The organism is Streptomyces sp. NPDC097595, assembly GCF_044761525.1.
Taxonomy (GTDB): Bacteria; Actinomycetota; Actinomycetes; order Streptomycetales; family Streptomycetaceae; genus Streptomyces; species Streptomyces drozdowiczii_A.
Window position 1 is genome coordinate 60,332 of record NZ_JBIWCN010000010.1, and the last position, 26,994, is coordinate 87,325.

Here is a 26,994-nt window from a genome sequence, read left to right on the forward strand (position 1 = left end):
TTGGGGTCCATGAAGTACACGCAGCTCGGACGCACCGGACTCAAGGTAAGCCGCCTCGTCCTGGGGACGATGAACTTCGGCCCCCAGACCAACGAGAGCGACAGTCACGCCCTCATGGACGCCGCGCTGGACGCCGGCGTCAACTTCTTCGACACCGCGAACGTCTACGGCTGGGGCGAGAACAAGGGCCGCACCGAGGAGATCCTCGGCACCTGGTTCGCCAAGGGCGGCGACCGCCGCGACAAGGTCGTGCTCGCCACCAAGGTCTACGGCAACATGGGCGCCGACGGCGAGGCGTGGCCGAACCACGACAAGCTGTCCGCCGTCAACATCCGCCGGGCCGTCGACGCCAGCCTGAAGCGGCTCCAGACGGACCACATCGACCTGTACCAGTTCCACCACGTCGACCGGGACACCCCGATCGAGGAGATCTGGCAGGCCATCGACGTACTGATCCAGCAGGGCAAGATCCTTTACGCCGGTTCCTCGAACTTCTCCGGCTACAAGATCGCCCAGGCCAACGAGCGCGCCCGGCAGCGCGGCAGCTACGGCCTGGTCAGCGAGCAGTGCATCTACAACCTGATGGAGCGCGGCGCCGAGATGGAGGTCATCCCGGCCTCCCAGGAGTACGGCCTCGGCGTCATCCCGTGGTCGCCGCTGCACGGCGGCCTGCTCGGCGGGGCGATCCGCAAGGAGCGCGAGGGTGGCGGCGCCCGCTCCACCTCCGGCCGCTCCGGCGACGCGCTGGCCGACCCGAAGGTCCGGGCGCAGATCCAGGCGTACGAGGACCTGCTCGGCAAGCACGGCCTGGAGCCCGGTGAGGTGGGCCTCGCCTGGCTGCTGACGCGGCCCGGGATCACCGGCCCGATCTCCGGCCCGCGCACACGGGAGCAGCTCGACTCGGCGCTGCGCGCGGTGGAGCTGGAGCTGTCGGCGGAGGTGCTGGACGCGCTGGAGGAGATCTTCCCCGGCCCGGGCCCGTCGCCGGAGAACTTCGCCTGGTAGGTCCGTTACGGAGGGCCTAACCGACGGCGGCCGCCACGGCGACGACGGCGAACATCAGTACGAGCACGGCCGCCATGATGCGGTTTCTGGTCTTCGGGTCCACCCGACGAGCGTAACCGGACCCGTACACGTGAACGCGACGCGGCCCCGCCCCGGAGAACCGGGAGCGGGGCCGCGTAGTCGCGTACGGAGGGGAAAACCCCTACGCCGCGGTTGCCAGCTGCTCGCGCTGCACGAACCGTACGTGCGGGCGGCCCGGGCGCAGGTCCACCTTGAGGCGCAGGCCGCCGAGGCGGGCCAGGATCACACCGATGACGACCGCCGCCGCGAGGGACAGCGCACCGCCGACCACCATGCCGGTGCGGGCGCCGTACGCGTCGCTGATCCAGCCGACGATCGGGGCGCCCACCGGCGTACCCCCGGCGAAGACCATCATGTAGAGGCTCATCACGCGGCCGCGCATGGCCGGGTCGGACGCCATCTGGACGCTGGTGTTGGCGCTGATGTTGGTCGTCAGGCCGATCATGCCGATCGGCACGAGCAGGACCGCGAAGATCCAGACGTTCGGCGCGAGCGCCGCGATGATCTCCAGCAGGCCGAAGGCCGTACCGGCGGCGACCAGCATCCGCAGCCGCGAGGAGCGGCGGCGGGCGGCGAGCAGGGCACCGGCCAGCGATCCGGCGGCCATGAGGATGTTGAAGAACGAGTACATCCCGGCGCCGCCGTGGAAGATCTCGTCCGCGAAGGCCGTCAGCCAGATCGGGAAGTTGAAGCCGAAGGTGCCGACGAAGCCGACCAGGACGATCGGCCAGATCAGCTCGGGGCGCCCGGAGACGTACCGCAGCCCCTCACGGAGCTGCCCCTTGCCGCGCGGCACGATGACGGCCTTGTGGAGCTCGCTCGTCCGCATCATCATCAGGCCGACGAGCGGGGCGAGGAACGACAGGCCGTTGAACATGAAGGCCCAGCCGCTGCCGACCGTGGTGATCAGCACACCCGCGACGGCGGGACCGATGAGCCGGGCCGACTGGAAGTTCGCCGAGTTCAGGCTGACCGCGTTGCGCAGCTGCGCGGGGCCGACCATCTCGGAGACGAACGCCTGACGGGCCGGGTTGTCGACGACGGTGACCATGCCGAGCAGGAACGCGATCAGATAGACGTGCCAGACCTGGACCACGCCGGAGAGCGTGAGCACGGCGAGCACGACACCGCAGGCGCCCAGGGCGGCCTGGCTGACGAGCAGGAGCTTGCGCTTCGGCAGCCGGTCGGCGATGACGCCGCCGTACAGGCCGAACAGCAGCATGGGGAGGAACTGGAGCGCCGTGGTGATGCCTACGGCGGCGGCGGACCCGGTGAGGCTCAGAACGAGCCAGTCCTGCGTGATGCGGGACATCCAGGTACCGGTGTTGGAGATCACGGCGCCCGTGGCGAACAGGCGGTAGTTGCGGATCTTCAGCGACGAGAAGGTCCCGCCGGTCTTGCTCTCGTGGGTGGAAGTCGGTGCGGGGGCGGAGTCTGCTCCGGATCCCGTACTCAAAAGGGTTCGCCTCCTCGGCGTGGACATCGTGCTGGTCGACGGGGACGGAGTCGCGTCTCTCCACGGAGACGCGGCTCTCACAGGTGGGCGAGCTTCTCCAGCACGGGCGCCGCGTTGCGCAGCGTCTCCCACTCGTCCTCGTCCAGGCCCTCGGCGAGCGTGGTCAGCCAGGCGTTCCGCTTCTTGCGGCTCTCGGCGAGCATGGCCTCGGCCTGCTCGGTCTGACTGACCATCTTCTGACGACGGTCATCGGGGTGCGGTTCCAGCCTGACCAGACCCTTCGATTCCAGCAACGCGACGATGCGGGTCATCGACGGCGGCTGGACGTGCTCCTTACGAGCGAGCTCACCCGGAGTGGCGGAACCACAACGGGCCAGCGTCCCGAGCACCGACATCTCGGTCGGGCTCAGCGACTCGTCGACGCGCTGGTGCTTCAGGCGCCGGCCGAGCAGCATGACGGCGGAACGGAGGGAGCTCACGGCGGCGGCACTGTCGCTGTCGTGGATCAGGTCAGGCATGTTTGTTAGCGTAACTCATTACCTACCCTAAAGACCACTTGTGTTACACGCGCGTAAGCGGGATCACTCCGGCCGCTGTGGCCGGATCACCAATCGATCACCCAAACGAGTGAGCCACTGGCGGAAAATCTCGCGCGGCGGGCCCGTGGGGCGTAACCCTGCTTGGCATGGGATCGACAGTGCTCAGCCTGCGCATAGACGGTGAGCTGCTCGACCGGCTCAAGCAGCATGCCGCAAAACGCGGAATGAGCGTCCAGGACTATGTGGTCCGGACGCTCATTCGCGACGACTTCGACGAACGTTTCCAGTCAGCCGTCGAGGAGACGGAGAAGTTCTACGGGCCGGAGAAGCTCTGCCCGGCGGACGGCGTGCCGGCCGAGGAGGTCACCTGACCCCCGGGGCCGGCCCGCGCACCGCCCCTACGTGAGGCCGAGCGCCGGCATCATGTAGTAGAAGACGAAGACCGCCGACACCGCGTACATCGCGGCGGGCACCTCGCGGCCCCGGCCGGAGGCCAGGCGCAGCACGGTGAAGGCGATGAAGCCGATGCCGATGCCGTTGGTGATCGAGTACGTGAACGGCATCATGACCATCGCGAGGAACGCCGGGATCGCCAGCGTGAAGTCGCTCCAGTCGATGTCCCGCACCGAGCCCGCGATGATCAGGAAGCCCACCGCCAGCAGGGCGGGGGTCGCCGCCTGCGAGGGGACCATGGTCGCCAGCGGCGTGAGGAACAGCGCCACCGTGAACAGCAGACCCGTGACGATGCTGGCCAGACCCGTGCGGGCACCCTCGCCGACGCCCGCCGTGGACTCCACGAAGCAGGTCGAGGCGGAGGAGGAGGTGGCGCCGCCCGCGGCGACCGCGACACCGTCCACGAGGAGCACCCGGTTGATGCCCGGGAAGTTGCCGTTGGCGTCCGTCAGCTTCGCCTCGTCGCCGACGCCGAGGATGGTGCCCATCGCGTCGAAGAAGCAGGACAGCAGCACGGTGAAGACGAACAGGATGCCGGTCAGCACGCCGACCTTGTGGAAGCCGCCGAACAGGCTGAAGTGACCCAGCAGCCCGAAGTCCGGGGTCGCCACGGGATTGCCCGGCCACTCCGGCACGGTCAGCCCCCACGCCTCGCCCGGCAGGTCGGCGGCCGCGTCGATGATCAGCGCGACCACGGTCATCGCCACGATGGAGATCAGGATCGCGCCCGGGACCTTGCGGACGATCAGGATCAGGGTCAGCAGCGCGCCCAGCACGAAGACCAGGACCGGCCAGCCGTTGAGGTGGCCGTCGGAGCCGAGCTGGAGCGGCACGGTGGTGTGCGCGACGTCCGGGATACGGGAGACGAAGCCCGAGTCGACCAGGCCGATGAGCAGGATGAACAGGCCGATACCGATCGCGATGCCCTTGCGCAGCGAGCCCGGTACGGCGTTCATCACGCGTTCCCGCAGCCCGGTCGCGACCAGCAGCATGACCACGATGCCCGCGAGGACCACCATGCCCATGGCGTCGGGCCAGCTCATCCGGGGGGCGAGCTGGAGGGCGACGACGGTGTTGACGCCGAGGCCCGCGGCCAGCGCGATCGGCACGTTGCCGATGACGCCCATGAGCAGCGTGGAGAACGCGGCGGTGAGCACGGTCGCGGTGACCAGCTGGCCGCCGTCGAGCTGGTGGCCGTACATGTCCTTCGCGCTGCCCAGGATGATCGGGTTCAGCACGATGATGTAGGCCATCGCGAAGAAGGTCGCGAATCCGCCACGGATCTCGCGGGCTACCGACGACCCCCGCTCGGAGATCTTGAAGAAGCCGTCCAGGCCGCCGGAGGACGGGGAGGGCGGAGGCGGCGTGGCGTCGACCTTAGCGGTGGCCGAGGGGGACATGTATGACCTCAGTCAGGGTGCGTAGAGGGGTTCAAAAGTGGTCAGCTTTGGACTTTCACACGAATAATTCGAGCCAGTCATAAGCAGATTCAGTATGAATACATAAGGCGAAGATCGCTATCTCCGCGCGTAGACCCTTGGGCCGACTGGCCCGACAACGCTTATATACGCGCCGCATACACTGGCCGCATGGCGAAGTGGACACCCAAGCACGAGGCACCGGAGCCCCTGGAGGGCCCGGTCGTCGCGACCATCACCGGCGGCACGATCCTCTGGTTCGTCCTCTTCCTCGTCCAGATCCCGTTCTACAACTGGTTCGACGACCACGGCCACCTGTGGTGGGTGTGGACCTGCCTGGCCGGCGCGGGCCTCGGCCTGATCGGCATCTGGTACGTACGGGGGCGGGACGCGGCCCTCAAGCGCGCGGCGGCAGCGGCGGCGGATCCGCAGGCCGACTGAGGCGGAGCCCCGTACCGTCGAACCATGACGCAGCGGGCATCCGAACTTTCCGGGGAGCAGCGCGCTTCCGGACGCGGGCTCACGGCCGCCGAGGTCGCCGAGCGGATCTCGCGGGGCGAGGTCAACGACGTACCGGTGCGGTCCTCGCGGTCGCTGACCGAGATCGTCCGGGCCAACGTCTTCACCCGGTTCAACCTGATCATCGGCGTGCTCTGGGTGATCATGCTGGCCGTCGCGCCGATCCAGGACAGCCTGTTCGGCTTCGTGATCATCGCCAACACCGGTATCGGCATCGTGCAGGAGTGGCGGGCCAAGAAGACCCTGGACAGCCTCGCGGTCATCGGTGAGTCGAAACCCGTCGTCCGGCGCGACGGGAAGGCCGCCGGGATCCACACCTCCGAGATCGTCCTCGGCGACCTGGTCGAGCTGGGCCCCGGGGACAAGGTCGTCGTGGACGGCACGGTCGCCGAGGCGGACGGCCTGGAGGTGGACGAGTCCCTGCTCACCGGCGAGGCCGACCCGGTCCTCAAGAAGACCGGCGACACGGTGATGTCCGGCAGCTTCGTCGTCGCCGGGGGCGGCGCCTTCACCGCGACGAAGGTCGGCCGCGAGGCGTACGCGGCGCAGCTCGCCGAGGAGGCCTCCCGCTTCACGCTCGTCCGGTCCGAGCTGCGCAGCGGCATCTCGACCATCCTGAAGTACATCACCTGGATGATGGTGCCGACCGCGACCGCCCTGGTGATCAGCCAGCTGGTGGTCAAGGACAACAACTTCAAGGACTCCATCGCCCGCACGGTCGGCGGGATCGTCCCGATGATCCCGGAGGGCCTGGTCCTGCTGACCTCGGTGGCCTTCGCGATCGGGGTCGTACGCCTGGGCCGCAAGCAGTGCCTGGTGCAGGAGCTGCCCGCCATCGAGGGCCTGGCCCGGGTCGACGTGGTCTGCCTGGACAAGACCGGCACGCTCACCGAGGGCGGCATGGACGTCACGGAGCTGCGTCCGCTGGGCGATGCCGAGGAACCGTATCTGCGCCGCGTCCTCGCGGCCTTCGGCGCGTCCGAGCCCCGGCCCAACGCCAGCCTCCAGGCCATCATCGACGCCTACCCGGCCCCGGCGAAGGCCCCGGAGAGCGCCCCGGAGGACGGCGCCTGGACGACCACCGGCACCCTGCCCTTCTCCTCCGCCCGCAAGTACAGCGGTGCCGCGTTCACCGAAGACGGCGGCGCCTCCTCCGCCTGGCTGCTCGGCGCGCCCGACGTGCTGCTGTCCGAGGACGACCCCGCGCTCGCGGAGATCGGGCAGCTCAACGAACAGGGCCTCCGCGTGCTGCTCCTGGCCCGGGCGCGGGGCGAGCTGGACGCGCCGGACGCGGCCCAGGGGGCGGAGCCGGCCGCCCTCGTCGTACTGGAACAGCGGCTGCGGCCCGACGCGGGGCGCACCCTCGCGTACTTCGGCGAGCAGCGGGTCGCCACGAAGGTGATCTCCGGCGACAACGCGGTCTCGGTCGGCGCGGTCGCCGCGAAGCTCGGGATGGAGGGCGCGGAGCACCCGTTGGACGCACGCCGGATGCCGAAGGACACGGACGAGATGGCGTCCGCGATGGAGCGGAACGCGGTGTTCGGCCGGGTCACCCCGCAGCAGAAGCGGGAGATGGTCGCCGCGCTCCAGTCGCGCGGGCACACGGTCGCGATGACCGGCGACGGCGTCAACGACGTCCTCGCGCTGAAGGACGCCGACATCGGCGTCTCCATGGGCTCGGGCTCCGAGGCGACGCGCGCGGTGGCCCAGATCGTGCTGCTGAACAACAGCTTCGCGACCCTGCCGTCCGTGGTGGCCGAGGGCCGCCGCGTGATCGGCAACATCACCCGGGTCGCGACCCTGTTCCTGACGAAGACCGTGTACTCGGTGCTGCTGGCCGTCCTGGTGGTCTGCTTCCAGGTCGAGTACCCGTTCCTGCCGCGCCATCTGACCCTGCTGTCCACGCTGACGATCGGCGTCCCGGCGTTCTTCCTGGCGCTCGCCCCGAACAAGGAGCGCGCGCATCCGCACTTCGTACGCCGCGTCATGCGGTACGCGATCCCCTCGGGCGTCATCTGCGCCGCCGCGACCTTCGTGATGTACCTGATCGCCCGCCACCACTACGCGGGTACGGGGGCGCTGGACGCGGAGACGAGCGCGGCGACGCTCACGCTGTTCCTGGTCTCGATGTGGGTCCTGGCGATCATCGCCCGCCCGTACACCTGGTGGCGGATCTGCCTGGTGGCCGCGATGGGCCTGGCGTTCCTGGTCGTCCTCGCGGTGCCGTGGCTCCAGGACTTCTTCGCGCTGAAGCTGGTGGGCACGCGGATGCCGTGGACGGCGGTGGCCATCGCGGTGGTGGCGTCGGCGGCGCTGGAGTACGCGTGGCGGCTGGTGGGCCGCCGCTTCGGGGGGTGAAACGGCGGCCCCCGGACTCAGTCGAACCAGCGGTCCCGGGCCAGTTCCCGCGTGCGGGACGGGTCCTCCAGCAGCGCCGCGACCTCGAAGCGGCGGGGCCACTGGCCGGACGCCCAGGCCAGGCCCGCCGCGACGCCCTCCAGCGTGGCGGCGTGGACCACCCCGTCCGGGGTGCGCCGCCAGTCCAGTTCCACGCCGCCCGCGCGGAGTTCGCCGTGTTCGATGTACGTGTCCGGGGTGGCCGGACCCAGCAGCACGTGCACGGACTCGGGCACCTCGTGCTCCTCGCCGTCGCTCGTGACCTCGGCCGCCACGGTCTCGCCGAGCCGCCGCACCTGGAACAGCTCGGCCAGCTCCGCCGCGTGCGCCGGGGCGACGGGCAGCAGCGGCAGCCCTCCGGCGAGCGGCAGCAGGTCCGGCGCGTCCGCGATCACCGCGTCCGCCGCGTCCACCACACGCACCTCGCCGTCCACGACCGCCCGCAGCTCGTCCGGCAGCGTGACCTGGTCCGGGTCGAGCGCGGACAACGCGGTGTACAGCGCGTGCAGTTGTACGCCGGTGACCGGGCGGTCCTCGTCGGCGAGCCGGCCGAGCAGCTCGGCGGCCCCGCCCGGCTCGTCCAGGAGCGCGGCGACCGACGTCCGTACGCCCAGGGCGCGCAGCACCTCGGCGTCCTCGAAGCCGGTCGCGTCGGCGGAGTCGTAGAGCCCCGCGAGCAGGGAGTCACCGCCGTGGGTGCGCAGACCCGCCGGGCGGCGGCCGTCCAGCACCGGGTGGCCGCGCAGCCACCACGCGGTGTAGGGGCGGACGGACTCCGTGGTGCCGTCCGGGAGCAGCACCCGGACCGGCTGCGTGAGCGCGTCCCGCAGCGGCGGCCGGGCCAGCATGGCGAGCGCCTGCGGCCAAGCGTCGTCGTCCACCAGGTCCAGATCGCGTACGGCGACGAGCTCGGTCGCGACCGGCGGCACCGGGCTGTCCGGGAGCTGGTCGAGGATGTCCTCGCACCACACGTCCACCGCGTCGAGCAGCCCGGCGTCGTCCGGCTCCGCGAAGTCGCTGTCGCGCGGCTCCAGTTCGTCCGGGTCCAGGACGACGTCCGTGGCCCGTACGAGGGCGAAGGTGGCGAGCACCCCGCAGGCGGTCAGCGGCTGTTCGCCCCAGCGCTCGGCCAGCTCCGCTTCGCACAGCGCGAGTTCGCCCTCGCGCATGACCTGGGCGAACGGGCTGTCCGGCAGCACGAGCTCGCCGGCGGGGGCGAGTTCGCCGTCCTCGTCGGGCAGTGCGAGCGCGCCGAGCCAGGGCTCCTCGCCCGGTTCCAGGGCGGCGTCGCGGACCAGGGTGAGCACGGTCTCCACCAGCTCGTCGCCGTCGAGCGCGTCCTCGTCCCAGATCTCACCCGCGTCCAGCGACCCCGCGACGGCCGCCCGCACCTGCGGGGTCGTCAGCACGGCGCGCGGGGTGGCGGGCAGGGCCCCCAGCTTCTCCAGGAGCGGATGCGCGGCGTCCGGGTGCGCGACCTTGAGCCCGAGGCGGCCGAGCCGGTCCAGGACGGGGCCGGACAGCGCGTCGGGGAGCGGGAGGAGGACCTGGCGGGGGCCGATGGTGGTGCGGGGAAGCGCGGGCGCTTCGGGGTCGGCGGAGGGGGCGTCCGGGCCGCCCCTGGCCATTCCCGTACCCGCGCCCGCCAGCGGGACCGGGAGGCCCGAGAGGCGGTCCGGGTCGACCCCGGCCAGGCTGTCGTAGAGCCGCCGCCACCAGGCCGGTTCGCGTTCCAGACCGGCCAGACGGTCGATCGCCTCGGTCAGCGGGACGCGGGCGACGCCGAGCGTGCGCAGCTCGACGCGCCGTTCCAGACCCGCCGGCAACAGGCACGGCAGCACCTCGGCCAGCACGGCGACCGTCTGCGCGCCGGCGCCCTCCACCACCTCGGCCTCGACCGGGCGCAGCCCGACGGTGTCCTTGCGGACTCCCTCGTCCCAGTCCTCCCAGCGCTCCGGTTCGCGCGGGGCGGCGGGCTCCAGGAACGCGACGCGCGGCAGCCGCTCCAGGATCGCCCCGCGCAGCGCGCCGTCGAGCACGCCCTGCCCCAGGGGGCCCGGCACCAGGGCGATCGTCGCGACGGACATCGGCTCCCAGTCGCCGAGCAGCTCCGCGTACGCGTCGGCGGCGCGCTGCGTCAGGAAGTCGGTGAGCGGTCCGGGGGCGGGGTGCCTGCGGGTGGTGTCGAGCGGCAGCGACGCGATGAGCAGCGCGGGCAGGCCGAGCGGTTCGTCGGTGGGCGTCGGCGCGTGGACGACGGGTGCGGTGCGGGGGTGGACCGGGGCGCCGTCCGCGTCCACCGGGACGGCCCAGGTCACCGACCAGTGCGGGCGGAGGCGTTCCTCCAGCGGGCGGTCGGCGAGCAGGGCGGGCTCGATCGGGCCGTGGTGGACGGCGGTGCGCCAGCGGTTCGTACCGTGCGCGGAGTCCTCGATGTGCGTGTACGGGCCGTGCTGGGAGCGGCGGAGGGTGCGTACGCCCTCCGGGGTCTCGACGACGACCTCTTCGAGCCCGGCCAGCGTGAGGAGCAGGGCGTCGTCCACGGCGGCCAGCAGCCGTCCGACCAGGTCCTCGGCGACGCCGTCGCGCAGCGGCAGCACGACGACGGTGTCGTAGCCGTCGGGCGCGGTGCCCTCGGCGGGCAGCGGGAGGCGCAGCAGCGGTACGTGGCCGTCGCGGCGGCGCAGCTCGTCGCCGAGTCCGGGGCTGCCGACGGCGGCCTCCCGGGCGAGCTCGCGGGCCTCGGCGAGGGACCAGCGGACGCCGCCGTGCCGGCCCGTGACCGCCGGCTCGTCGCTCACCGCGAGCACGGCGGCGAACCCGACGCCGAACCGGCCCACGGCGCCCTCGTGGCCCTCGCGCTTGGCGGACGCGCGCAGCGTGGACAGCGATTCGACGCCGGTGGCGTCCAGGGGTGCGCCGGTGTTCGCGGCGGCGAGGACGGCGGGGTCGCCGTTCGTTGCCGGGTGCAGCGTGAGCCTCAGCCGGCCCGGGGTCCCGGCGCGGGCGGCGGCGTCGGCGGCGTTCTGGGCCAGCTCGACCACGAGGCGGTCGCGGTAGCCGCCGAGCGCGAGGTCCTCCTCGGCGTTGGCGTCCTCCCGGAACCGGGCGGGTCCGGCGCCCCAGGCGGCGAGCACGCCGCGCCGCAACCGCGCGGTGCCGAACGGATCGCCCTCCGTCGCGTTGATGCCCATGCGCGTGCTCCCTCTGCCGGTGCGGTGTCGCGTACCCCGCGAAGCTACCGGTTACGGCCCGGGCCCTCCGACTCCCCGCCCCCCGGGGTGCGCGACCCCCACCTCAAGGCTTCCGTCCTCAAACGCCGGACGGGCTGGATTTGGCCGGTGCGCGCTGGAAGCGGCTAGCAGCCGAAACCCCACGCCGCCCAAACCAACCCGGACCACTCAAGCCCGTCCGCACCCCCCAAGCCCGTCCGGCGATTGAGGACGGAACCGGCGCCGAGGACCCCCGAACCAACCCGGATCACCCAAGCCTGTCCGCACCCCCAAGCCCGTCCGGCGTTTGAGGACGGAACCGGTTCGCCGGGGCAACCCGCGCCCCGCCTACGCGTGGCCCAGGTCCTCCGGCGAAGCCGAATCGTGCAACGGATACTCATCCACCCGCACCGTGTCCAACCGATGCGGCACCGCCGCAGGCGGCTTCGGCATGACCGCCGCCTCCGAGTGCCCCCCACACCCGTACGACAGCGACACCACATGCCCGTCCGCCGGACCGAACTCGTTCGCGCACACCCCGAACGCCTGCCGCAGCGAGCCCGCCAGCGGCATCAGGAAGGCGCAGGAGACACACGACGCCGGCGCGGCCTGCGCCATCGGGGTCTTCGGGCCGAACTCCTCGTCCCAGCGGTCCGCCGCCGAGTGCAGCCCGTAACGCGAAAGCACCCGCGCCCGCCGCACGCCCAGCTCGTCCGCCACCGCCGCGATCGATCCGCGCCGCGGCGGCTCCGGGCGCGTCGTCAGCTCCGCGTCCTCCACGTCGACGATGTCGGCCAGCTCACCGGTGACCGCGGCGACCGCCGAGTTCGGCGGGACCTCGTCCGCACCGGTGTACCCGGGCTCAAGGCGGAGGTCGTCCGCCTCGGTCGGCAGCAGGTCCCCGGGCCCCATGTCCCCCGGCCGCAGCCGCTCGCTCCACGGCACCCACTCCGGCGCGAGCAGCGCGTCGGAGCCCGGCAGCAGCACCGTCTCGTCCAGCGTCACGTTCTTCGCGCGGGAGGCCCGGGCGACCGTCACGGCCCAGCGCCAGCCCCGGTAGCCGGGGTCCTTGCACTCGAAGTAATGCGTGACGACCCGGTCCCCCTCGGAGACCACCGCCACATGCTCACCCACGATCCCCGGCGCGGCCGCCTCCTCCGCCGCCGCGCGGGCGAGGTCTACCGCCTCGGCGCACAGTCGGTCGGGAGCGGGGGTACGGGCGGTACGGGCCGTACGGCCTCGCGTCGTCGCAGCACTCACAGGTCTCGCTTCTCTCCTACGCCAGTCTCACGAGCGCGCCAGCACATCGACCATCGATTTCGGCCATACGGTCGCGGACGGAGCGGACCTTGGGGCCGCGTCGACGTCCACACCCGTTGAGCCAACCTCGGGCACGCCTTCCGCAATCCATTCTGCGGGATCGCCGAGAGGCGCGCGGCCGAGAACAACCGCCGGTGGCGCGCTACGCACGCTACCCTCTCCGCCGCTCCCCGCCCACCTGCCGTCCGAAACGCCGCCGTTTCCGCCACCCCGGGCCCGACCGTTTCGCGCCTCCGGCGCGCCCCGCGCCCCGCCCCGGCACTGACCCGACGGGGCGGTCCCGACCGCGCCCCGCCAGGAAGCCGGTTCGCATCACACACTCCTGGGGCACTATGACCAAGTGGCTTCAGCCAGGTCGCATGACGGTCCCGGCCCGCTCCGCAGTGCGGGCCGGTCGATCGGTCATGCCCTGCGCGTCCCCTTCACCGGCACCGCCCGCGGCATCCGCAAGGCGACCCACGCGCACGGCGCCGGCGAGAGCGGCCTCGGCAAGCTGATCGAGCTGCACGCGGTGAACGGCGCGGGCGATGTGATGATCACCGTCGCGCTCGCGTCCACCGTCTTCTTCTCCGTACCGACCGACCAGGCGCGCGGCCGGGTCGCGCTGTACCTCGCGGTGACGATGGCGCCGTTCATCCTGCTCGCCCCGGTCATCGGCCCGCTCCTGGACCGCCTGCCGCACGGCCGCCGGGCCGCGATGGCCGGTTCCATGCTGGCGCGGGCGGTGCTGGCGCTGACCATGTCCGGCGCGGTCGCCACCGGCGACCTGGAGCTGTACCCGGCGGCGCTCGGCGTACTGGTCTGCTCGAAGGCGTACGGAGTGGTGCGCAGCGCCGTCGTACCGCGTCTGCTGCCACCGAAGTTCTCACTGGTGAAGGCCAACTCACGGGTGACCCTCGCCGGGCTGCTGGCCACCGGGGCCGCCGCGCCGGTGGGGGCGGGGCTCCAGACGATCGGCCCGCAGTGGCCGCTGTACGGCGCGTGCGCGATCTTCGTCGGTGGCGGGATCCTGGCGTTCACGCTGCCGCCGAAGGTGGACTCGGCGAAGGGCGAGAGCCGGGCGCAGCTCGTACCGCCGCACGGCGGGAGCGAGCCGCGGCCGTCCTCCACGAAGCCCGGAAACAAGACCGGGACCAAGGCCGGCGCCAAGGGCCGCGAGCGGCGCCCCGGCCTGCGGTCGGTCGGCCCGTCCGTACTGCACGGCCTCCAGGCCAACGCGGCGCACCGCGCGCTCTCCGGGTTCCTGATCTTCTTCCTGGCGTTCCTGCTGCGCGAGCACCCGCTCGCCGGCCAGAGCGCCGCGATCTCGCTGGGCATCGTCGGCGTGGCGGCGGGCGTCGGCAACGCGCTGGGCACGGCGGTGGGCTCCTGGCTGCGGGCGCGCGGCCCGGAGATCATCGTCGCCTCGGTGCTGGGCCTGGCCCTGGGCGTGGCGATCCTGGCGGCCGTCTTCTTCTCCACGGTCATGGTCGCCGCGCTCGCCGCGACGGCGGGCCTGACGCAGGCGCTGTCGAAGCTGTCGCTGGACGCGATGATCCAGCGCGATGTGCCGGAGGAGGTGCGGACGTCCGCGTTCGCCCGCTCCGAGACGGCGCTCCAGATGGCCTGGGTGGTGGGCGGCGCGATCGGCATCGCCCTCCCCCTCAACGGCGTACTGGGCATGTCCGTCGCCGCCGGGCTGCTGGCGCTCGGCGCGGCCGCCTCCGTACGGGGGCTGCTGGGTGCCGCGCGGCGCGGCTCGCCGCACCCCCGCGTGGCGTGAGCGGGAGCGACCGATAGCCTTCGGCCCATGACCGTTGCGTTCTTCTCCGGTAAGGGCCGTCGAATCGGCGTCGCTCTTGGTGCCGTGTCCGCGGGACTCCTCGTCCTCTCCGCCTGCGACAAGCCGACGCCGCTCGCCACCGTGACGGTCGGCGACAACTCGGTGAGCTCCGAGGCCGTCTGCTACGACGACGGCAAGGGTCTCTCGAACTCCGAGGCCCAGAAGTGCCTCAACAAGGAGGCGGAGAAGACCGTCAAGGTCTCCATGACCGACACGGTCCACTTCGGTGTCGACCCGGAGATCGCGGACAACGGCTGGACCCTCTTCCTGGAGGGGCAGCGCGGCGAGCCGGAGCCGTCCAAGAAGACCTACCGGTCCATCTCGGGCAGCGCCTTCTTCTCCAGCCAGAGCCAGACCGGGGAGCCCGCCCCGAAGGAGACGCAGATCAGCATCGTGGAGAACAAGGGCGCGAAGGTGATCGGCATCTGGAGCTTCAAGCTGGAGAAGACCGACTGACGTGCGTGTACTCGTCGTGACCGCGGTCCCGGTGGAACGGGACGCGGTCACGCGTGCGTACGGGGACGAGCCGGCGGTCCACGTGATCCGCGGTGCGGAGATCCACCGCACCGGCCCGCTGGACGTGCTCGCGGGCGGCGCGGGCCCGGCGGCCGCGGCGGCGTCGACGGCGTTCGCGCTGGCGGCGGACCGCTACGACCTGGTGATCTCGGCGGGCATCGGCGGCGGCTTCGCGCCGGTCGCCCCGGTCGGTTCGCTGGCCGTGTCCCGCCGCATCGGCGCGGCGGACCTGGGCGCCGACACGCCGGACGGCTTCGTCCCGGTGACCGGGCTCGGCTTCGGCCGGACCTGGCACCTCCCGCCCCGCTCCCTCGTCCGCGCCGCCGCCGGGGCGACCGGGGCGACGGCCGGCGACATCCTCACCGTCTCCACCGTCACCGGCACGGCGGAGCGCACCGCCGCCCTGCTGGCCGCCCACCCGAACGCCGTCGCCGAGGCCATGGAGGGCTTCGGGGTCGCGGAGGCGGCGGACCTCGCCGGCGCACCGGTCCTGGAGATCAGGGCCGTGTCGAACACCGTCGGCCCGCGCGACCGCGACGCCTGGCGCATCGGCGACGCGCTGACCGCGCTGACCGGGGCGTTCGGGAAGCTCATACCCGTACTGGAAGGCTGGACCCGCCATGACCGAGACGACCCCGCAGACTGACGCGCTGCGCATCGCCTTCTCGCCCTGCCCGAACGACACGTTCGTCTTCGACGCCTGGGCGCACGGCAGGGTCCCCGGCGCACCCGAGCTGGACGTCACGTTCGCGGACATCGACCTCACCAACGGCATGGCGGAGCGCGGCGAGCTGGACGTGCTCAAGGTGTCGTACGCGGTGCTGCCCTGGGTCCTGGAGGAGTACGCGCTGCTGCCGTGCGGCGGGGCGCTGGGCCGGGGCTGCGGCCCGCTCGTCCTCACCCGCGAGGCGGGCACCGACCTGACCGGGAAGACGGTCGCTGTACCGAGCGAGCGCTCGACGGCGTACCTGCTGTTCCGCCTGTGGGCGGCCGAGGTGGTCCCGGGCGGGGTGGGCGAGATCGTCGTCATGCCGTTCGACGAGATCATGCCGGCGGTCCGGGACGGCAAGGTGGACGCCGGTCTGGTCATCCACGAGGCGCGCTTCACGTACCAGAACTACGGCCTGCACAACCTGGCCGACATGGGCCGGCACTGGGAGGACACCACCGGCCTGCCGATCCCGCTCGGCGCGATCATCGCCAAGCGCTCGCTGGGCGCGGACACGCTGAAGCTCCTCGCCGAGTCCGCCCGCACCTCGGTCCGCATGGCCTGGGACGACCCGGAGACCTCCCGCCCGTACGTCCTCGCGCACGCCCAGGAGATGGACCCGTCCGTCGCGGACCAGCACATCGGCCTGTACGTGAACGAGTTCACCGCGGACCTGGGCGAGGACGGCTACGCGGCGGTCCGCGGCCTGCTGACCCGCGCGGCGGCGGAGGGCCTGGTCCCGGCCCTGGCCCCGGACGCGCTGTCGTTCGGCTGAGCGCACACTTCCCCCGCATTCCGCGCGCCACAGACGGGGTGCGCGGTGACATGGTGGACCGGCCGGCGCATCCGAGCCCGGCACATCAACCCTGGGGGGTTTCCATGCGCGTCCGCACCACCGCGGCCTCCGCGGCCGTCGTCCTGCTCACTCTGCTGGGCTCGACCGCCTGCTCGACCGCGTCGGACAGCACGCCGTCGTCCGAGAACGCCGAGCAGGCGGCCCGGAGCCGGCCCGCGATCGACCCGTCGAAGTGCGCGGTCCCCGTCGACAAGATGCCGGAGGGGTGCGAGGTCGAGGCGTCCTTCGCGGTGGTCGAGGAGGGGGTCCCGGTCGAGGGAATGCCGACCATGGCGCCCGGGAACTAGTGCGTCGTGGGCGCCCCGGCCGGGGGCGCCCCCATCGCGGCTACACGTCCAGCTGGTCCGCGACCGCTCTCAGCAGGCCGGCGATCTTGGCCCCCGCCGCCTTGTCGGGGTAGCGGCCGCGCTCCAGCATCGGGGTGATGTTCTCCAGGACGGTCGTCAGGTCCTGGACGATCGACGCCAGCTCGTCCGGCTTGCGGCGCTGGGCGGCCGCGACGGACGGGGTCGGGTCGAGGATCGCCACGGAGAGCGCCTGGTCACCACGCTGTCCGGCGACCACGCCGAACTCGACGCGCTGACCGGGCTTGAGAGCGTCGACCCCGGCCGGGAGCACGGACGAGTGCACGAAGACGTCGCTGCCGTCGTCGCGGGAGAGGAAGCCGAAGCCCTTCTCGCTGTTGAACCACTTGACCTTGCCAGTCGGCAAAGCACGCACCCCATCTCAACCCGTATGCCGGAACGAATGCCCTCAGCAGGTCAGGCCGTCCTGTGGTCGTGCTCCCCTGCTGGCTGAAGCCTCCACAGGTGAAGTACCCCTCGTCAAGCCTGGTCATCCGGACTGTGTCCGGAAACGGCACCTGCTTCACCCGGACACGGTTCCGCCCTCCACCCGGACACGGTTCCGCGGCGTCCGGGAACTACCCTGACGGTGTGAGTACCTCATCTTCCGGCGCGGGCGACCGGCTGGTCCGGATCGGCGCGATCGTCTTCTTCATCGGCGCCCTCTCCACCCTCGCCACCATGGCCCCGCTCTTCCTCGGCACCCATCCGCTGCCGTCCATCGCCTGGTCCCTCTGCATGCTGATGGGCATCGGCTTCCTGATCGCCGCGGCAGGCGTCATCCGCTCGGCGCGGGCGGGGTCGCGGACAGAGCGGTAGCACCGGGACCCGTAGGCCGGTCTTTGGCCAGAAATGCGTTGCACTTGCAACGTTCCCCTTGGTAGAGATGAAGCTCCATACAGAGCCGTGCCGGGGGGCGCCATGACGGGATGGGACATCGATCCGGGCGGGGGGCGCCATGACGGGATGGGACATCGATCCGGGCGGGGTGGAGTCGATCCTGTCCCTGGTCGGGCTCGCCGCCAAGGACTTGAGCAAAGACGTCCGGGGCTACGGCAGGAGCGTCGAGGACGCGGCGGTGTCCGCGGGGACGATCAGCGGGCCCTACTGCGGTGAGGCGCCGTCGGGTCCGGTGGGGGCCGCCGTCGTCAACTTCGTGACCGACACACAGCACAAGATCACGTTCATGGCGGCCCGGGCCAAGAAGTCGATGGACGGCACGGTCAAGGCGACCACCGAGTACATCGAGGGCGACCTCGCCATGGCGGCCCGGGCCCAGCGCGAGGCGGCCAAGGCCCCCACGCCCGCGGAGCTCAGAGCGGCCGGGAAGCCGTCCGGCGAGCGGGAAGGGAAGTAGCCGCCGTGATCCAGCCCGGTGGCATCCCGCAATACACCGGCGACTTCGCCCAGTTGGAGAAGGCCGCGTCCAGTCTCCGTACGCACGCCGTCGGCATCCGTACCAGCGGCAAGGACGTCCACTCCCGCTTCCAGGCGACGGCCGGTTACTACAAGGCGCCCGAGGCAGACCGGCTGTTCTCCTCCACCCAGCCGGTGATGGACACGGCGGAGGAGTTCGCCACGGACATCGAGTCGCTGGCCGACGCCCTGGACACCTTCATCCACGAGGCCAAGCCGCACGCGGACCGGCTCAAGCAGCTGAAGCTGGACGCGATCGACTTCGTCCACGGCGTCGAGGGCGACGACGACTGGACCGAGGACCAGAAGAAGCTCGACGAGCACCAGGCCCTGATGGACGACGTGGCCACGGCTCAGGACGGCTTCCACGAGGCGGAACGCAAAGCCGCGAACGTGATCGAGGCGATCAGCCCGGCCATGTCCAGGCCCCGTTGGACCGCCGACGACGGCTCCCACGGGCCCCGTGCGTATGGCCCGTCCGAGGACCTGCTCGCGGGGATGAAGAACCTGCCGTGGGGCAGCCCCGAGGACCGTACGTACGAGCGCTGGAGCCTCGGCTGGTGGGGCCACGGGGCCAAGAGCTGGGCCTGGGACGGCCTCGTCAAGGACAGCATCTGGGGCGGCATCGACGGCCTGGGCACGCTGGCGGGCTTCCACGGGGAGAAGGACCGCGACGCGGCGTGGGACGGCTTACGCCGGACAGCCGTCGGCGGGTACGCGTACGGCATGGACGCCCTGGGCCAGGGCGAGCACCTGTCGGACTGGCAGCGGGAGAGCGAGGCGTACGCGAAGGAGTTCGCCAAGCAGCTCGTCGCGTACGACGTCACGCCGGAGGACCCGGCCCGGGGCCACGCCATCGTCTCGTTCAACCTGCTCACTCTCTTCGCGGGCCCGTTGGGAGTCGCCGCCAAGCTCGGCAAGGGCGGATCGTTCGCGAAGGCAGCGGGCACCGTGGCTCGGATCGGCGACGCCCTGGACCCGCTCAGCGGCGCGTTCAAGGCGGCCAAGGCCCTGTCGGACCTGCCCAAGGTCTCCCAGGTCCTCGCCAACGTCAGCGACCACCTCCGTATCCCGGCCTCACGTTTCCCCGACGGCGTCCTGGACCTCGACCACCGCTACCGCATCGACAAGGACGGCACCTTCATCCCCCTCGACCGCGAGGGCAACCCCCACCTGGAACCGGCGAGGCACGAGCCGTCGGCGGAGCGGAGGGGCGAAGCGGAACGGCAGCCGGTCGGCGCCGGCGCACAAGCGGAGGCCCCCGCGGCACACGTGCACGAGAACGCGGCCCCGCACCCCGGTGGCGAGGGACATCATGGCGTGCACCGCGATGACGCGGTGCACGGACGGGGGGACGCACCCGAAGGCGAGGGGACGAGCGGAGACGGCGACACCGGCCGTGGCCCCGACGGTGGTTCGGGAGGTTCCGGCGGAAGCGTCTCCGGCGCACCCCACAGCCCCCTACCCGAGAGCGGTCCCCTCATCCGCGGCAGCGAAACGGAACAACGCATCCGCGACGCCGTGCAGAGCGTTCCGGGAAAGAAGCGCCCCAAGCCGAATGTGCTGGAACGGGTTCTGGAGCGGCTCGCTTCTGAACCGGATGGGCAGCGCGTCGCCGACATCATCGCTTCGGGCCGGTTCAATCAGGCCGATGAGTACGGCCAGGTCGTCTCCGCTCTGGGAGCGAACAAGGCACACATGTTCCAGCCGTCCGCCGACCAGTTGATCTTCGCGGACAAGCTGGTGGAGAGCGGTGTCCCGGCGCACGCCATCGACTTCGAACAGAAGGTGCCCGTCGGCGCCGATGTGGACATCCGTATCAGGGACGAATCCGGTGATGTGTACGCGTACCAGATGAAGCACCTCAACGATCCGCAGGACCCGGTCAGCGAGATCACGCGGGGCAAGTACTTGTTGCAGTTGGCCATCGCCGACGCAGACCACTCCGTGATGCTCGTGGACGGAGGGCGGGGAACCGTGCGGGACTGGATGACCAACGGCTCCTACGATGAGCTCCTGGCCATCCACAACGGCGCGCGGGGACGCAAGGGCACAGGCATCACGTTTGTCATCCGGCTGGAGGACGGCAGTCTCGTCATTCCGCCGGGCAGTCGCACCGACCCCAAGGACATGTTGTGATCACCTCGACCCCTGTCGGCGAGTGGGTGTGGGAACTCTCCACGAACAGTGACGAATTCCGCCCCAGCGATGCCGCACGGACTGCGGCGGGACTGTGGGGCCGGCTGGCGGACCAGGGCCTCGCCGTATCGGGCGGGACGGCTGCTCTGCGGGTCTCCGGCCGGAGCAACCCGCGGGACATCCGGATGGAGCTGAGCGGGCTGGGCCTCGGAGCGCCGCCATGGGCACCGGCTTCGCCCTTCGCTCGGGCGGTGCGGGAGGCGGACGCGCTGGAAGGGGACCTCGTCGTCGTCATTCGTGTCGAGTGCCCCGGCACGTGGCTGGAGCCCGGGGGCTCCCACCGTGCCGAAAGGCTGTTCGCCGTTCAGGTGGAGGTGTGGGGCGGCACCCTGCTGGTCACGACGCTGGAGACGTACTCCGATGCCTGGCTGACGATGGACACCCGCGGCCGGGAACAGCCCGAGGTGTACGCGTTGAACGCACCCCGGCTCGCCGCCGCGCTCGACGGCATCTCGGCGCTGCTGGGCGGCCCGCCCGAACCGGGTGAGGAGAATCGGTACGCGGCACCGAGCACGAGCGGATTCAGGGACGTACGGGCCGAAGGTCCCGCCTACGACGATGCCTGGGGGACCTTCGAGACGCTCGACCGCACACGGCTGCTCGACTCCCGCCTGCCCCGGTCCGAGGACGACTACGAGCAGATCGCCGACGGTCCCGTCCGGTACCTCGCGGTTCGGCGGGACGACCGGACCGTGGGATTCGTCTGGGCGGCCGTCGACGATTCCGCCGCCGGGTACGTGCCCCGTACCGCCGTCGGCGACGCGGCATTCGACGCCGGGGCGGCCTGGCTGACGGCCCTCAGGGAAGCCCGTCGGAGCGGGCTCACCCCGCTCGCGGCACTGCGTGGGATCCGGCGCCCGGAACGGCCGGAGGCCGGTGTCATCGCCCAGGATGCTCCCGAGGAAGCGCCGACCCTGGACGCCCTGGAGGAGTTGTCCGGCCGGTACTGACCCGCATCGCGCACCATCCTCACCTGACGGAGCAGCATGACCCAGGACGTCATCGCCCTCACCCCCCGAATGCCCGACACCAGGACGCTGCTGGCCGGGCTGCACGCCGGCGGGCCCGATCTGCGGGTGGACGAGGCGGGGGACGGCGCCGTCGCACGGTTGTGCACGGACTCCGGGCAGACGCTGGTCTCGCTCGAAGCGCCCCGGTACCTCCAAGTGCCCGGCGAAGTCGAGAGATTGCTCGGCAACGGCGTCTGGGACGCGTCGCCCGTGTGGTGGACCGAGGCGCGGGCGACCAGCGCGAACGAGGAGGCCGCACGGCTCGCGGGGTCCATCGCGGGGCGGCTGGCAGCGGTGCTCGGGGGCGCCGTCTGGCCACCCGCGGCCGGGCACACTGATGTGGTGCCCGACCTCGCGGATGTTCGCGGCGATACGGCTCCGCCCGGCGTCGACGTGCTCACCGACAGGGCGGCCGTCGTCATCCAGGGACGCCCCGTCGTGGCCGCGACCACATGGCTGACCGATGTCGCCCGTAACGCCGTACGCACCGGACGCGAGCTGCAACTCGTCACTCCGCCCGGCACCCGGCTCACGTTCCCCGTTCACACCCTGCTCGACGGGCTGCCGTCGCGCTGGGTCGTCCGGGACCTGGCGTGCGGCTACTACGACGGCCTCTCCGGGGCTGTACTCGACTGGCACGACGGGCGCTTCGCCGCCGCCACCGCCGACGACGGCGCGCCACGGATCGCAAACGCGTTCCGGCAGCCTGCCGGGACCGAGGGGGAGCGGCAGCTGACCCTCTCCCTCCGCACGATTCATCCGCCCGACGACCGTCTCACCCTCGGCGGCGCCCTGGAACGGGCCTGGCGCACGCTCACAGGTGCGCCGCCCGCCGGGTGGTCCACCGCCGAGCCTGTCAACGTGCCGTGGTCGCCTCGGCAACTGACCGAACTGGCCCGCGGGCGCGCCCGGCAGTCCTTGCCGACCTGGGTGGTCGCGGTCGGCGGCTCCGACCACCCCTCGATCGCTACCGTACGGGTGTCGCACACCGCTGCCGGCGTCGAGGAGCGCACGACGATCGTCCTCGGCTACGGGCCCGGCCACGACATGCCGCTGGATCTCGTGCCGGACCTCGCGGCGTCCCTGGCCACGAAGCACGGCCTCGCGACCATGGTGACTCAACTGCGTTCCGCCCGGGCCGACCTGAGCACCGCGGCCCGGTACGAACCGCCTCCGGTGCCCTTCTCCTTCACCCTGGGACCCGACGCCGTCGCCGATCTCGGTATCAACAGCGCCCGGAAAGCGGTCGCCGGTGTTCCGCCCCAGCGTCTGGGGCCGGCCGTCCGGCCCGGCCTGCACTTCGTGCTCGGGGACGGTGGTTAGGACCCCGTGCGCTTCGCGTACGCGTCGAGCCAGGCGGGGAGTTCGGTGAGCGAGGCGAGGACGGTGTGTGCGCCTGCGGCCCGCAGTTCGTCGGCGTCGCACGGGCCCGTCGCGACAGCCACCGAGACGGCGTCAGCGGCCCGGGCTCCACGCACGTCGCCGACGTGGTCGCCCACGTAGACCGTGGCGCCGTGCTCCCGAAGCGCCACCGCCTTCTGCTCGGCCCAGAGGTCGCCCACAACGACGTCCGGTTCGATGCCGAGGTGCGCCAGGTGCAGCTTGGCGTTGGGTTCGTACTTGGCGGTGACCACGATCGTCCGGCCGCCGAGCTTGCGGATCGCCTCGACCGACTCCCGCGCGCCCGGCATGGCGAGGGCCGGGGTGATCGCGTACGAGGGGTATATCTCGCGGTACCGGGCTGCCGTCGCGGACACCTCGTCGGCCGGGAACCAGTGCGCGATCTCCTGCTCCAGCGGCGGGCCCAGGCGGCTAACCACCAGGTCGGTGTCGATCGTGACGCCGGTCTCGGCAGCGAGCACCAGGAAGGCGGCCTTGATGCCGGGGCGGGAGTCGATGAGCGTCATGTCCAGGTCGAAGCCGACCGTGAGGGGTGAGGGGGTCATGGATCCATTGTGCCGGGCCGGCCTTCGGCCGGGGGGTGGGGTTTCAGGCGCGCCACTTGCGACGGGGGCCGGGCGCGGGGTTCCGTCCTCAAACGCCGGACGGGCTTGAGGGGGCGTGGGCCCTCTCTTCTACCTTCGCCTTGCCCTCCACAGCAGGAACAGCGCCGACGCCACCGCTGCCGTGCGTACCGTGATCGGCCATACGTCGCCCAGCGCGTCCTTCATGCCGTGTTCCGGGATCGGCGTGCCCCAGCGGCCGTCCATGCGGCCCCAGAGCCAGACCAGGGCGGCCGCCGCGACCGCGCCGGGGAGGCCCATCGCTGCCCACTTCGCTTCCGCGCGGGACAGTTTGCGGGAGCTGTACGCGAGCAGCCAGCCGCCGGCCAGGGCCAGCAGGGAGCCCATCACCGCGCCCACCACGAGGAGCGCCGCCGCCAGCAGCAGCACGGGGTGGCCGAAGCCACGGCGGGGGGTCGCCTCGGGGGGTGCCGGGGCCGGGCGGGCGCGGCGGAACCGGCGGCGGGCCTTCTCCGGAGGCGCCTCCGGCTCCTCCTCTTCCGGGGCCTCGTCCTCCGCTTCCGCTTCCGCTTCCTCGTCCGGCTCCTCCTCCGCCTCCGGCGGCCGCAGCAGCGCCGGAATCTCGACGCCGCCCCGGAACCCCGGCACCTCCGTCCCCGGCCCGAACGCACCGGGCCCGGTCTCACCGAACGGCCCGGGTTCGTCCCGCCACCAGTCGCCGTCGCCGGCGTCCGGGCCGAGCTCGTCCATGCCCGACCGGTGCGGCGCGTAGGCGTCCGGGTCCGCCTGGGGCGGGACGGAGGCGTCGGGGGCCTCGGCGTCCCGGTCCGCCCGGCGCCGGGAGAAGGCCCCCTTGCCCGCGCGGCGCGGGGCCCCGGGCCGCTCACCGTCAGGAAGACTCGCGCGGCGCGGTTCAGGGATTTCCGGGGGGTTCGGGGGGACCGACGCCCCCGTCCTCGCCGCTGCCGCCACCAGTTCGTCGGGCGTGCCGAGCGTGCCGATGATGCGGCGGACCTGGCCGGGGGTGTGGGCGCGCTGCGCCTCGCGGCGGCGGTCGATTTCCGTGCGGAGCTCCGCGACGAGGCGCATTCGGGCGCCCGACGGCAACTGTTGCTGCTGGGCCAGGTCGCCGACCCGGCTCAGGTAGTCGTAGACGAGCTGGTCGCTCTCGATCCCCACGCGTCGCTTCCCCTCGGTTCCCCGCCACCGGCCTGCACCGACGGTAGCGCCCTCAGGGCTGTCCGGAGCGGCTACCGTGGGACGGATGGGGACGACCACACCACCGCGGACGCTCGCCGAGGCGCTGCGCGCCCGGGACGACGAGTCACTGGCCGGGCTGCTGCGGGCGCGGCCCGATCTCCTCTCCCCCGTGCCGGGCGACATCACGCAGCTCGCCACGCGCGCGGGCACCCGCGCCTCCGTCGTACGCGCCCTGGAACGCCTGGACCGGTTCGCCCTCCAGGCCGCCGAGGCACTCGCGGTCGCGCCCGACCCGGCACCGTACGGGACGCTGCTCGGGCTGCTGACCGGCGACGGGCAGGACGACGGCGAGCAGCGCGACGACGTGGGCGCCGCGATCGTGGCGGCGCTGCCCGGCGCGCTCGGGGTCCTGCGGGAGCAGGCGCTCGTGTGGGGCGACGACGACCGGCTCCGGCTCGTACGCACGGCGCGGGAGCTGCTGTCGCCGTCGCCGCAGCACCCCTCCCCGACTGGTCTCGGGCCGACCGTCGCCGAGGCCACCGCCGGGATGTCGCCCGGTCGGCTCCAGGAGATCCTGGCCGCCGCCGGGCTGCCCGCCACGCACGACCCGGTGTCCGCGGTGGCGGCCCTGACCGGGCTGTTCACCGACCGGGCCCGGATGGGCGAGCTGCTGGACACCGCGCCCATGGAGGCCCTGGCCGTCCTGGACCGGCTGGTGTGGGGGCCGCCGTACGGGGAGGTCACGCCGAACCCCACGCCGCCCGTGAAGTGGCTGCGCGACCGGGGGCTGCTGCTGCCCGTCTCGACCCGGACCGTCGTGCTGCCGCGCGAGGCGGCGCTGCATCTGCGGGCCGGGCGCGCCCACCGGACGCCGGAGCCCCGCCCTCCGGTCGTGACCGCCGTCGCCGAACGCGATCCACAGGCTGTGGACAGCGCGGCGGCCGGCCAGGCGTACCTGGCGGTGACGACCGTCGAGGAGCTGCTGAAGCACTGGAACGGCGGCGGCCCGGTCGTGCTGCGCGCCGGCGGGCTGAGCGTCCGGGAGCTGCGGAAGACGGCCGCCGCGCTGGACGTCCAGGAGCCGGTAGCCGCGTTCTGGGTGGAGCTCGCTTACGCGGCCGGGCTGCTGGCCTCCGACGGCGAGGCGGACGAGCGGTACGCGCCGACGCCGGCGTCCGACGAGTGGCTGGAGGCGCCCGCGCAGGAGCGGTGGGTCTCCCTCGCGACGGCCTGGCTGACCGCGACCCGGACCTCCGGGCTGGTCGGCGGCCAGGACGCGAAGGGGCGGGCGCTGTCCGCGCTCGGCCCCGACCTGGACCGTTCCGCCGCGCCCGAGGTACGCCACCGGGTCCTCGCCCTGCTCGACGCGCTGCCGGCCGGCACCGCGCCCGACCCCGAGTCCGTGCTCGCCCGGCTCCGCTGGGAGCGGCCGCTGCGCGGGGCCGCCGCCACCGAGGGGACCACGGATCTGCGGTCCCGGATCGCCCTGTGGACGCTGAACGAGTCGGAGCTCCTGGGCATCACGGGGCGCGGCGCGCTCGCCGGCCAGACCCGCGCCCTGCTCACCGAGGGGCCCGCGAAGGCCGCCGGGCTGCTCGCCCCGCTGCTGCCGGAGCCGCTGGACCACGTCCTGCTCCAGGCCGACCTGACGGCCGTCGCGCCCGGTCCGCTGGAACGCCCGCTGGCCGACATGCTCGGCACGCTCGCGGACGTCGAGTCCAAGGGCGGGGCGACGGTGTACCGCTTCACGCCGGGGTCCGTGCGCCGGGCCCTGGACGCCGGGCAGACCGCCGCCGACCTGCACTCCTTCCTCGCCACGCACAGCCGTACGCCGGTGCCGCAGCCGCTGAGCTATCTCATCGACGACGTGGCCCGCCGCCACGGGCACCTCCGGATCGGCGCGGCGTCCTCGTACGTACGTTGCGACGACGAGGCGGTCCTCGGCGAGATCCTGGCCGACAAGCGGTCCGCCGCGCTGCGGCTGCGCCGGATCGCCCCGACGGTGCTGGCGGCGCGGGCCGATCCGGCGTCCCTGCTCGACGGGCTGCGCGAGATGGGGTACGCCCCCGCCGCGGAGTCCGCCGACGGCGACGTCCTGATCACCCGGGCGGGCGCCCACCGCACCCCGCCCCGGTCCGCGCCGGCCCCCGTCCCCGAGGGCCCGCCCGTGCCGGACACCACGCTGCTCGGCGCGGCGGTCCGGGCGATCCGGGCCGGGGACGACGCCGCGACGGTCGTCCACGCCCAGAAGGACACCGCCGCCGCGACCCCGCCGGGCGGGCTGCCCCGCACCACCGCCGCGGAGACCCTGGTCACGGTCCAGGCCGCCGCGATGACCGGCTCCACGGTGTGGATCGGCTACGTCAACGCGGAGGGCGCCGCGAGCCAGCGCGTGATCGCCCCGGTCCGCGTGGAGGGCGGTTACGTCACGGCGTACGACCACACGGCGGACGAGATCCGCACGTACCCGCTGCACCGCATCACGGGCGTGGCGGAACTGGCGGAGTAGGCCGGGCCGCTCGCCCCCGACCCCGTGAGCCCGCGCCCTGCGGGCCGCC

General features: G+C 72.6%; 23 protein-coding genes. 15 read left to right on the forward strand and 8 right to left on the reverse strand.

Annotated features, from left to right (window positions below):
* Positions 1-9 precede the first annotated feature (9 nt).
* Positions 10-1,005, forward strand: a complete 996-nt coding sequence (locus ACIQZN_RS17375; RefSeq protein WP_403993947.1) for an aldo/keto reductase — start codon at positions 10-12, stop codon at positions 1,003-1,005.
* Between the two features lie 202 nt (positions 1,006-1,207).
* Here ACIQZN_RS17375 and ACIQZN_RS17380 read toward each other — a convergent pair whose 3' ends face one another.
* Complete coding sequence (locus tag ACIQZN_RS17380) at positions 1,208-2,542, reverse strand: MFS transporter (RefSeq protein WP_403993950.1); 1,335 nt, start codon at positions 2,540-2,542, stop codon at positions 1,208-1,210.
* 77 nt (positions 2,543-2,619) lie between these two features.
* The gene (locus tag ACIQZN_RS17385) at positions 2,620-3,060 is read right to left on the reverse strand and encodes a MarR family winged helix-turn-helix transcriptional regulator (RefSeq protein ID WP_018101514.1); all 441 of its coding nucleotides are present in this window, start codon (positions 3,058-3,060) and stop codon (positions 2,620-2,622) included.
* Positions 3,061-3,227: 167 nt separating this feature from the next.
* Between ACIQZN_RS17385 and ACIQZN_RS17390 the strand changes: the two genes are divergently transcribed.
* Positions 3,228-3,452 (forward strand): hypothetical protein, encoded by a 225-nt coding sequence (locus tag ACIQZN_RS17390; protein WP_403993954.1) that lies wholly within the window; start codon positions 3,228-3,230, stop codon positions 3,450-3,452.
* A gap of 27 nt (positions 3,453-3,479) precedes the next feature.
* On the opposite strand, the gene ACIQZN_RS17395 is transcribed toward ACIQZN_RS17390, so the two are convergent.
* A complete protein-coding gene (locus ACIQZN_RS17395) occupies positions 3,480-4,934 on the reverse strand; it encodes an NCS2 family permease (protein WP_403993957.1) in 1,455 nt (484 codons plus the stop codon).
* Positions 4,935-5,123: 189 nt separating this feature from the next.
* Between ACIQZN_RS17395 and ACIQZN_RS17400 the strand changes: the two genes are divergently transcribed.
* Together ACIQZN_RS17400 and ACIQZN_RS17405 are read left to right on the forward strand one after the other, a co-directional pair.
* Positions 5,124-5,393: a DUF2530 domain-containing protein gene (locus ACIQZN_RS17400; protein WP_403993960.1), complete on the forward strand. Its 270-nt coding sequence runs from the start codon at positions 5,124-5,126 to the stop codon at positions 5,391-5,393.
* Positions 5,394-5,417: 24 nt separating this feature from the next.
* On the forward strand, positions 5,418-7,829 hold the full coding sequence (locus ACIQZN_RS17405) for an HAD-IC family P-type ATPase (protein ID WP_403993963.1): 2,412 nt from the start codon (positions 5,418-5,420) through the stop codon (positions 7,827-7,829).
* Between the two features lie 17 nt (positions 7,830-7,846).
* Here ACIQZN_RS17405 and ACIQZN_RS17410 read toward each other — a convergent pair whose 3' ends face one another.
* Both ACIQZN_RS17410 and ACIQZN_RS17415 read right to left on the reverse strand, forming a co-directional pair.
* Positions 7,847-11,062 (reverse strand): sacsin N-terminal ATP-binding-like domain-containing protein, encoded by a 3,216-nt coding sequence (locus ACIQZN_RS17410; protein ID WP_403993966.1) that lies wholly within the window; start codon positions 11,060-11,062, stop codon positions 7,847-7,849.
* 366 nt (positions 11,063-11,428) lie between these two features.
* Entirely contained in the window at positions 11,429-12,340 is a 912-nt protein-coding gene (locus ACIQZN_RS17415) for a DUF3027 domain-containing protein (protein ID WP_403993969.1), read from the reverse strand.
* Positions 12,341-12,740: 400 nt separating this feature from the next.
* On the opposite strand from ACIQZN_RS17415, the gene ACIQZN_RS17420 reads away from it, so the two are divergent.
* From ACIQZN_RS17420 to ACIQZN_RS17440, 5 genes are all read left to right on the forward strand, one after another.
* The gene (locus ACIQZN_RS17420; RefSeq protein WP_403993971.1) at positions 12,741-14,162 is read left to right on the forward strand and encodes an MFS transporter; all 1,422 of its coding nucleotides are present in this window, start codon (positions 12,741-12,743) and stop codon (positions 14,160-14,162) included.
* 27 nt (positions 14,163-14,189) lie between these two features.
* Complete coding sequence (locus ACIQZN_RS17425; protein ID WP_403993974.1) at positions 14,190-14,678, forward strand: DUF2771 domain-containing protein; 489 nt, start codon at positions 14,190-14,192, stop codon at positions 14,676-14,678.
* 1 nt (position 14,679) lies between these two features.
* On the forward strand, positions 14,680-15,384 hold the full coding sequence (locus tag ACIQZN_RS17430; RefSeq protein WP_403993976.1) for a futalosine hydrolase: 705 nt from the start codon (positions 14,680-14,682) through the stop codon (positions 15,382-15,384).
* Complete coding sequence (locus ACIQZN_RS17435) at positions 15,359-16,222, forward strand: 1,4-dihydroxy-6-naphthoate synthase (protein WP_403993979.1); 864 nt, start codon at positions 15,359-15,361, stop codon at positions 16,220-16,222. The genes ACIQZN_RS17430 and ACIQZN_RS17435 overlap by 26 nt, the downstream gene beginning before the upstream one ends.
* Positions 16,223-16,326: 104 nt before the next feature.
* Positions 16,327-16,590 (forward strand): hypothetical protein, encoded by a 264-nt coding sequence (locus tag ACIQZN_RS17440; RefSeq protein WP_403993982.1) that lies wholly within the window; start codon positions 16,327-16,329, stop codon positions 16,588-16,590.
* 40 nt (positions 16,591-16,630) lie between these two features.
* On the opposite strand, the gene ACIQZN_RS17445 is transcribed toward ACIQZN_RS17440, so the two are convergent.
* A complete protein-coding gene (locus tag ACIQZN_RS17445; protein ID WP_311310985.1) occupies positions 16,631-17,014 on the reverse strand; it encodes a cold-shock protein in 384 nt (127 codons plus the stop codon).
* A 224-nt stretch (positions 17,015-17,238) separates the two neighbouring features.
* Here ACIQZN_RS17445 and ACIQZN_RS17450 point away from each other — a divergent pair, with 224 nt between their 5' ends.
* The 5 genes from ACIQZN_RS17450 (at position 17,239) to ACIQZN_RS17470 (ending at position 22,595) form a co-directional block, all read left to right on the forward strand.
* Positions 17,239-17,466: a hypothetical protein gene (locus ACIQZN_RS17450; RefSeq protein WP_361023249.1), complete on the forward strand. Its 228-nt coding sequence runs from the start codon at positions 17,239-17,241 to the stop codon at positions 17,464-17,466.
* Positions 17,467-17,605: 139 nt separating this feature from the next.
* Positions 17,606-18,004 (forward strand): DUF6507 family protein, encoded by a 399-nt coding sequence (locus ACIQZN_RS17455; protein WP_403993985.1) that lies wholly within the window; start codon positions 17,606-17,608, stop codon positions 18,002-18,004.
* A 5-nt stretch (positions 18,005-18,009) separates the two neighbouring features.
* Positions 18,010-20,202, forward strand: coding sequence for a hypothetical protein (locus tag ACIQZN_RS17460; protein ID WP_403993988.1), 2,193 nt, complete (start codon positions 18,010-18,012; stop codon positions 20,200-20,202).
* Positions 20,199-21,212: a hypothetical protein gene (locus tag ACIQZN_RS17465; RefSeq protein WP_403993991.1), complete on the forward strand. Its 1,014-nt coding sequence runs from the start codon at positions 20,199-20,201 to the stop codon at positions 21,210-21,212. Before ACIQZN_RS17460 ends, ACIQZN_RS17465 begins: the two co-directional genes overlap by 4 nt.
* 36 nt (positions 21,213-21,248) lie before the next feature.
* Positions 21,249-22,595, forward strand: a complete 1,347-nt coding sequence (locus tag ACIQZN_RS17470; RefSeq protein WP_403993994.1) for a DUF6177 family protein — start codon at positions 21,249-21,251, stop codon at positions 22,593-22,595.
* Here the strand turns inward: ACIQZN_RS17470 and ACIQZN_RS17475 are convergent.
* Complete coding sequence (locus ACIQZN_RS17475) at positions 22,592-23,218, reverse strand: HAD family hydrolase (protein ID WP_403993997.1); 627 nt, start codon at positions 23,216-23,218, stop codon at positions 22,592-22,594. The genes ACIQZN_RS17470 and ACIQZN_RS17475 overlap by 4 nt on opposite strands.
* 129 nt (positions 23,219-23,347) lie before the next feature.
* Positions 23,348-24,415, reverse strand: coding sequence for a hypothetical protein (locus tag ACIQZN_RS17480; RefSeq protein ID WP_403994000.1), 1,068 nt, complete (start codon positions 24,413-24,415; stop codon positions 23,348-23,350).
* Between the two features lie 85 nt (positions 24,416-24,500).
* Between ACIQZN_RS17480 and ACIQZN_RS17485 the strand changes: the two genes are divergently transcribed.
* A complete protein-coding gene (locus tag ACIQZN_RS17485; protein WP_403994003.1) occupies positions 24,501-26,945 on the forward strand; it encodes a helicase C-terminal domain-containing protein in 2,445 nt (814 codons plus the stop codon).
* Positions 26,946-26,994: the final 49 nt, after the last annotated feature.

Coding starts and splice junctions, on each gene's coding strand:
- ACIQZN_RS17375 (WP_403993947.1), top strand. CDS start 10: ATGAAGTACACGCAGCTCGGACGCACCGGACTCAAGGTAAGCCGCCTC.
- ACIQZN_RS17385 (WP_018101514.1), bottom strand. CDS start 3,060: ATGCCTGACCTGATCCACGACAGCGACAGTGCCGCCGCCGTGAGCTCC.
- ACIQZN_RS17390 (WP_403993954.1), top strand. CDS start 3,228: ATGGGATCGACAGTGCTCAGCCTGCGCATAGACGGTGAGCTGCTCGAC.
- ACIQZN_RS17395 (WP_403993957.1), bottom strand. CDS start 4,934: ATGTCCCCCTCGGCCACCGCTAAGGTCGACGCCACGCCGCCTCCGCCC.
- ACIQZN_RS17400 (WP_403993960.1), top strand. CDS start 5,124: ATGGCGAAGTGGACACCCAAGCACGAGGCACCGGAGCCCCTGGAGGGC.
- ACIQZN_RS17405 (WP_403993963.1), top strand. CDS start 5,418: ATGACGCAGCGGGCATCCGAACTTTCCGGGGAGCAGCGCGCTTCCGGA.
- ACIQZN_RS17410 (WP_403993966.1), bottom strand. CDS start 11,062: ATGGGCATCAACGCGACGGAGGGCGATCCGTTCGGCACCGCGCGGTTG.
- ACIQZN_RS17425 (WP_403993974.1), top strand. CDS start 14,190: ATGACCGTTGCGTTCTTCTCCGGTAAGGGCCGTCGAATCGGCGTCGCT.
- ACIQZN_RS17435 (WP_403993979.1), top strand. CDS start 15,359: ATGACCGAGACGACCCCGCAGACTGACGCGCTGCGCATCGCCTTCTCG.
- ACIQZN_RS17440 (WP_403993982.1), top strand. CDS start 16,327: ATGCGCGTCCGCACCACCGCGGCCTCCGCGGCCGTCGTCCTGCTCACT.
- ACIQZN_RS17455 (WP_403993985.1), top strand. CDS start 17,606: ATGACGGGATGGGACATCGATCCGGGCGGGGTGGAGTCGATCCTGTCC.
- ACIQZN_RS17470 (WP_403993994.1), top strand. CDS start 21,249: ATGACCCAGGACGTCATCGCCCTCACCCCCCGAATGCCCGACACCAGG.
- ACIQZN_RS17475 (WP_403993997.1), bottom strand. CDS start 23,218: ATGACCCCCTCACCCCTCACGGTCGGCTTCGACCTGGACATGACGCTC.
- ACIQZN_RS17485 (WP_403994003.1), top strand. CDS start 24,501: ATGGGGACGACCACACCACCGCGGACGCTCGCCGAGGCGCTGCGCGCC.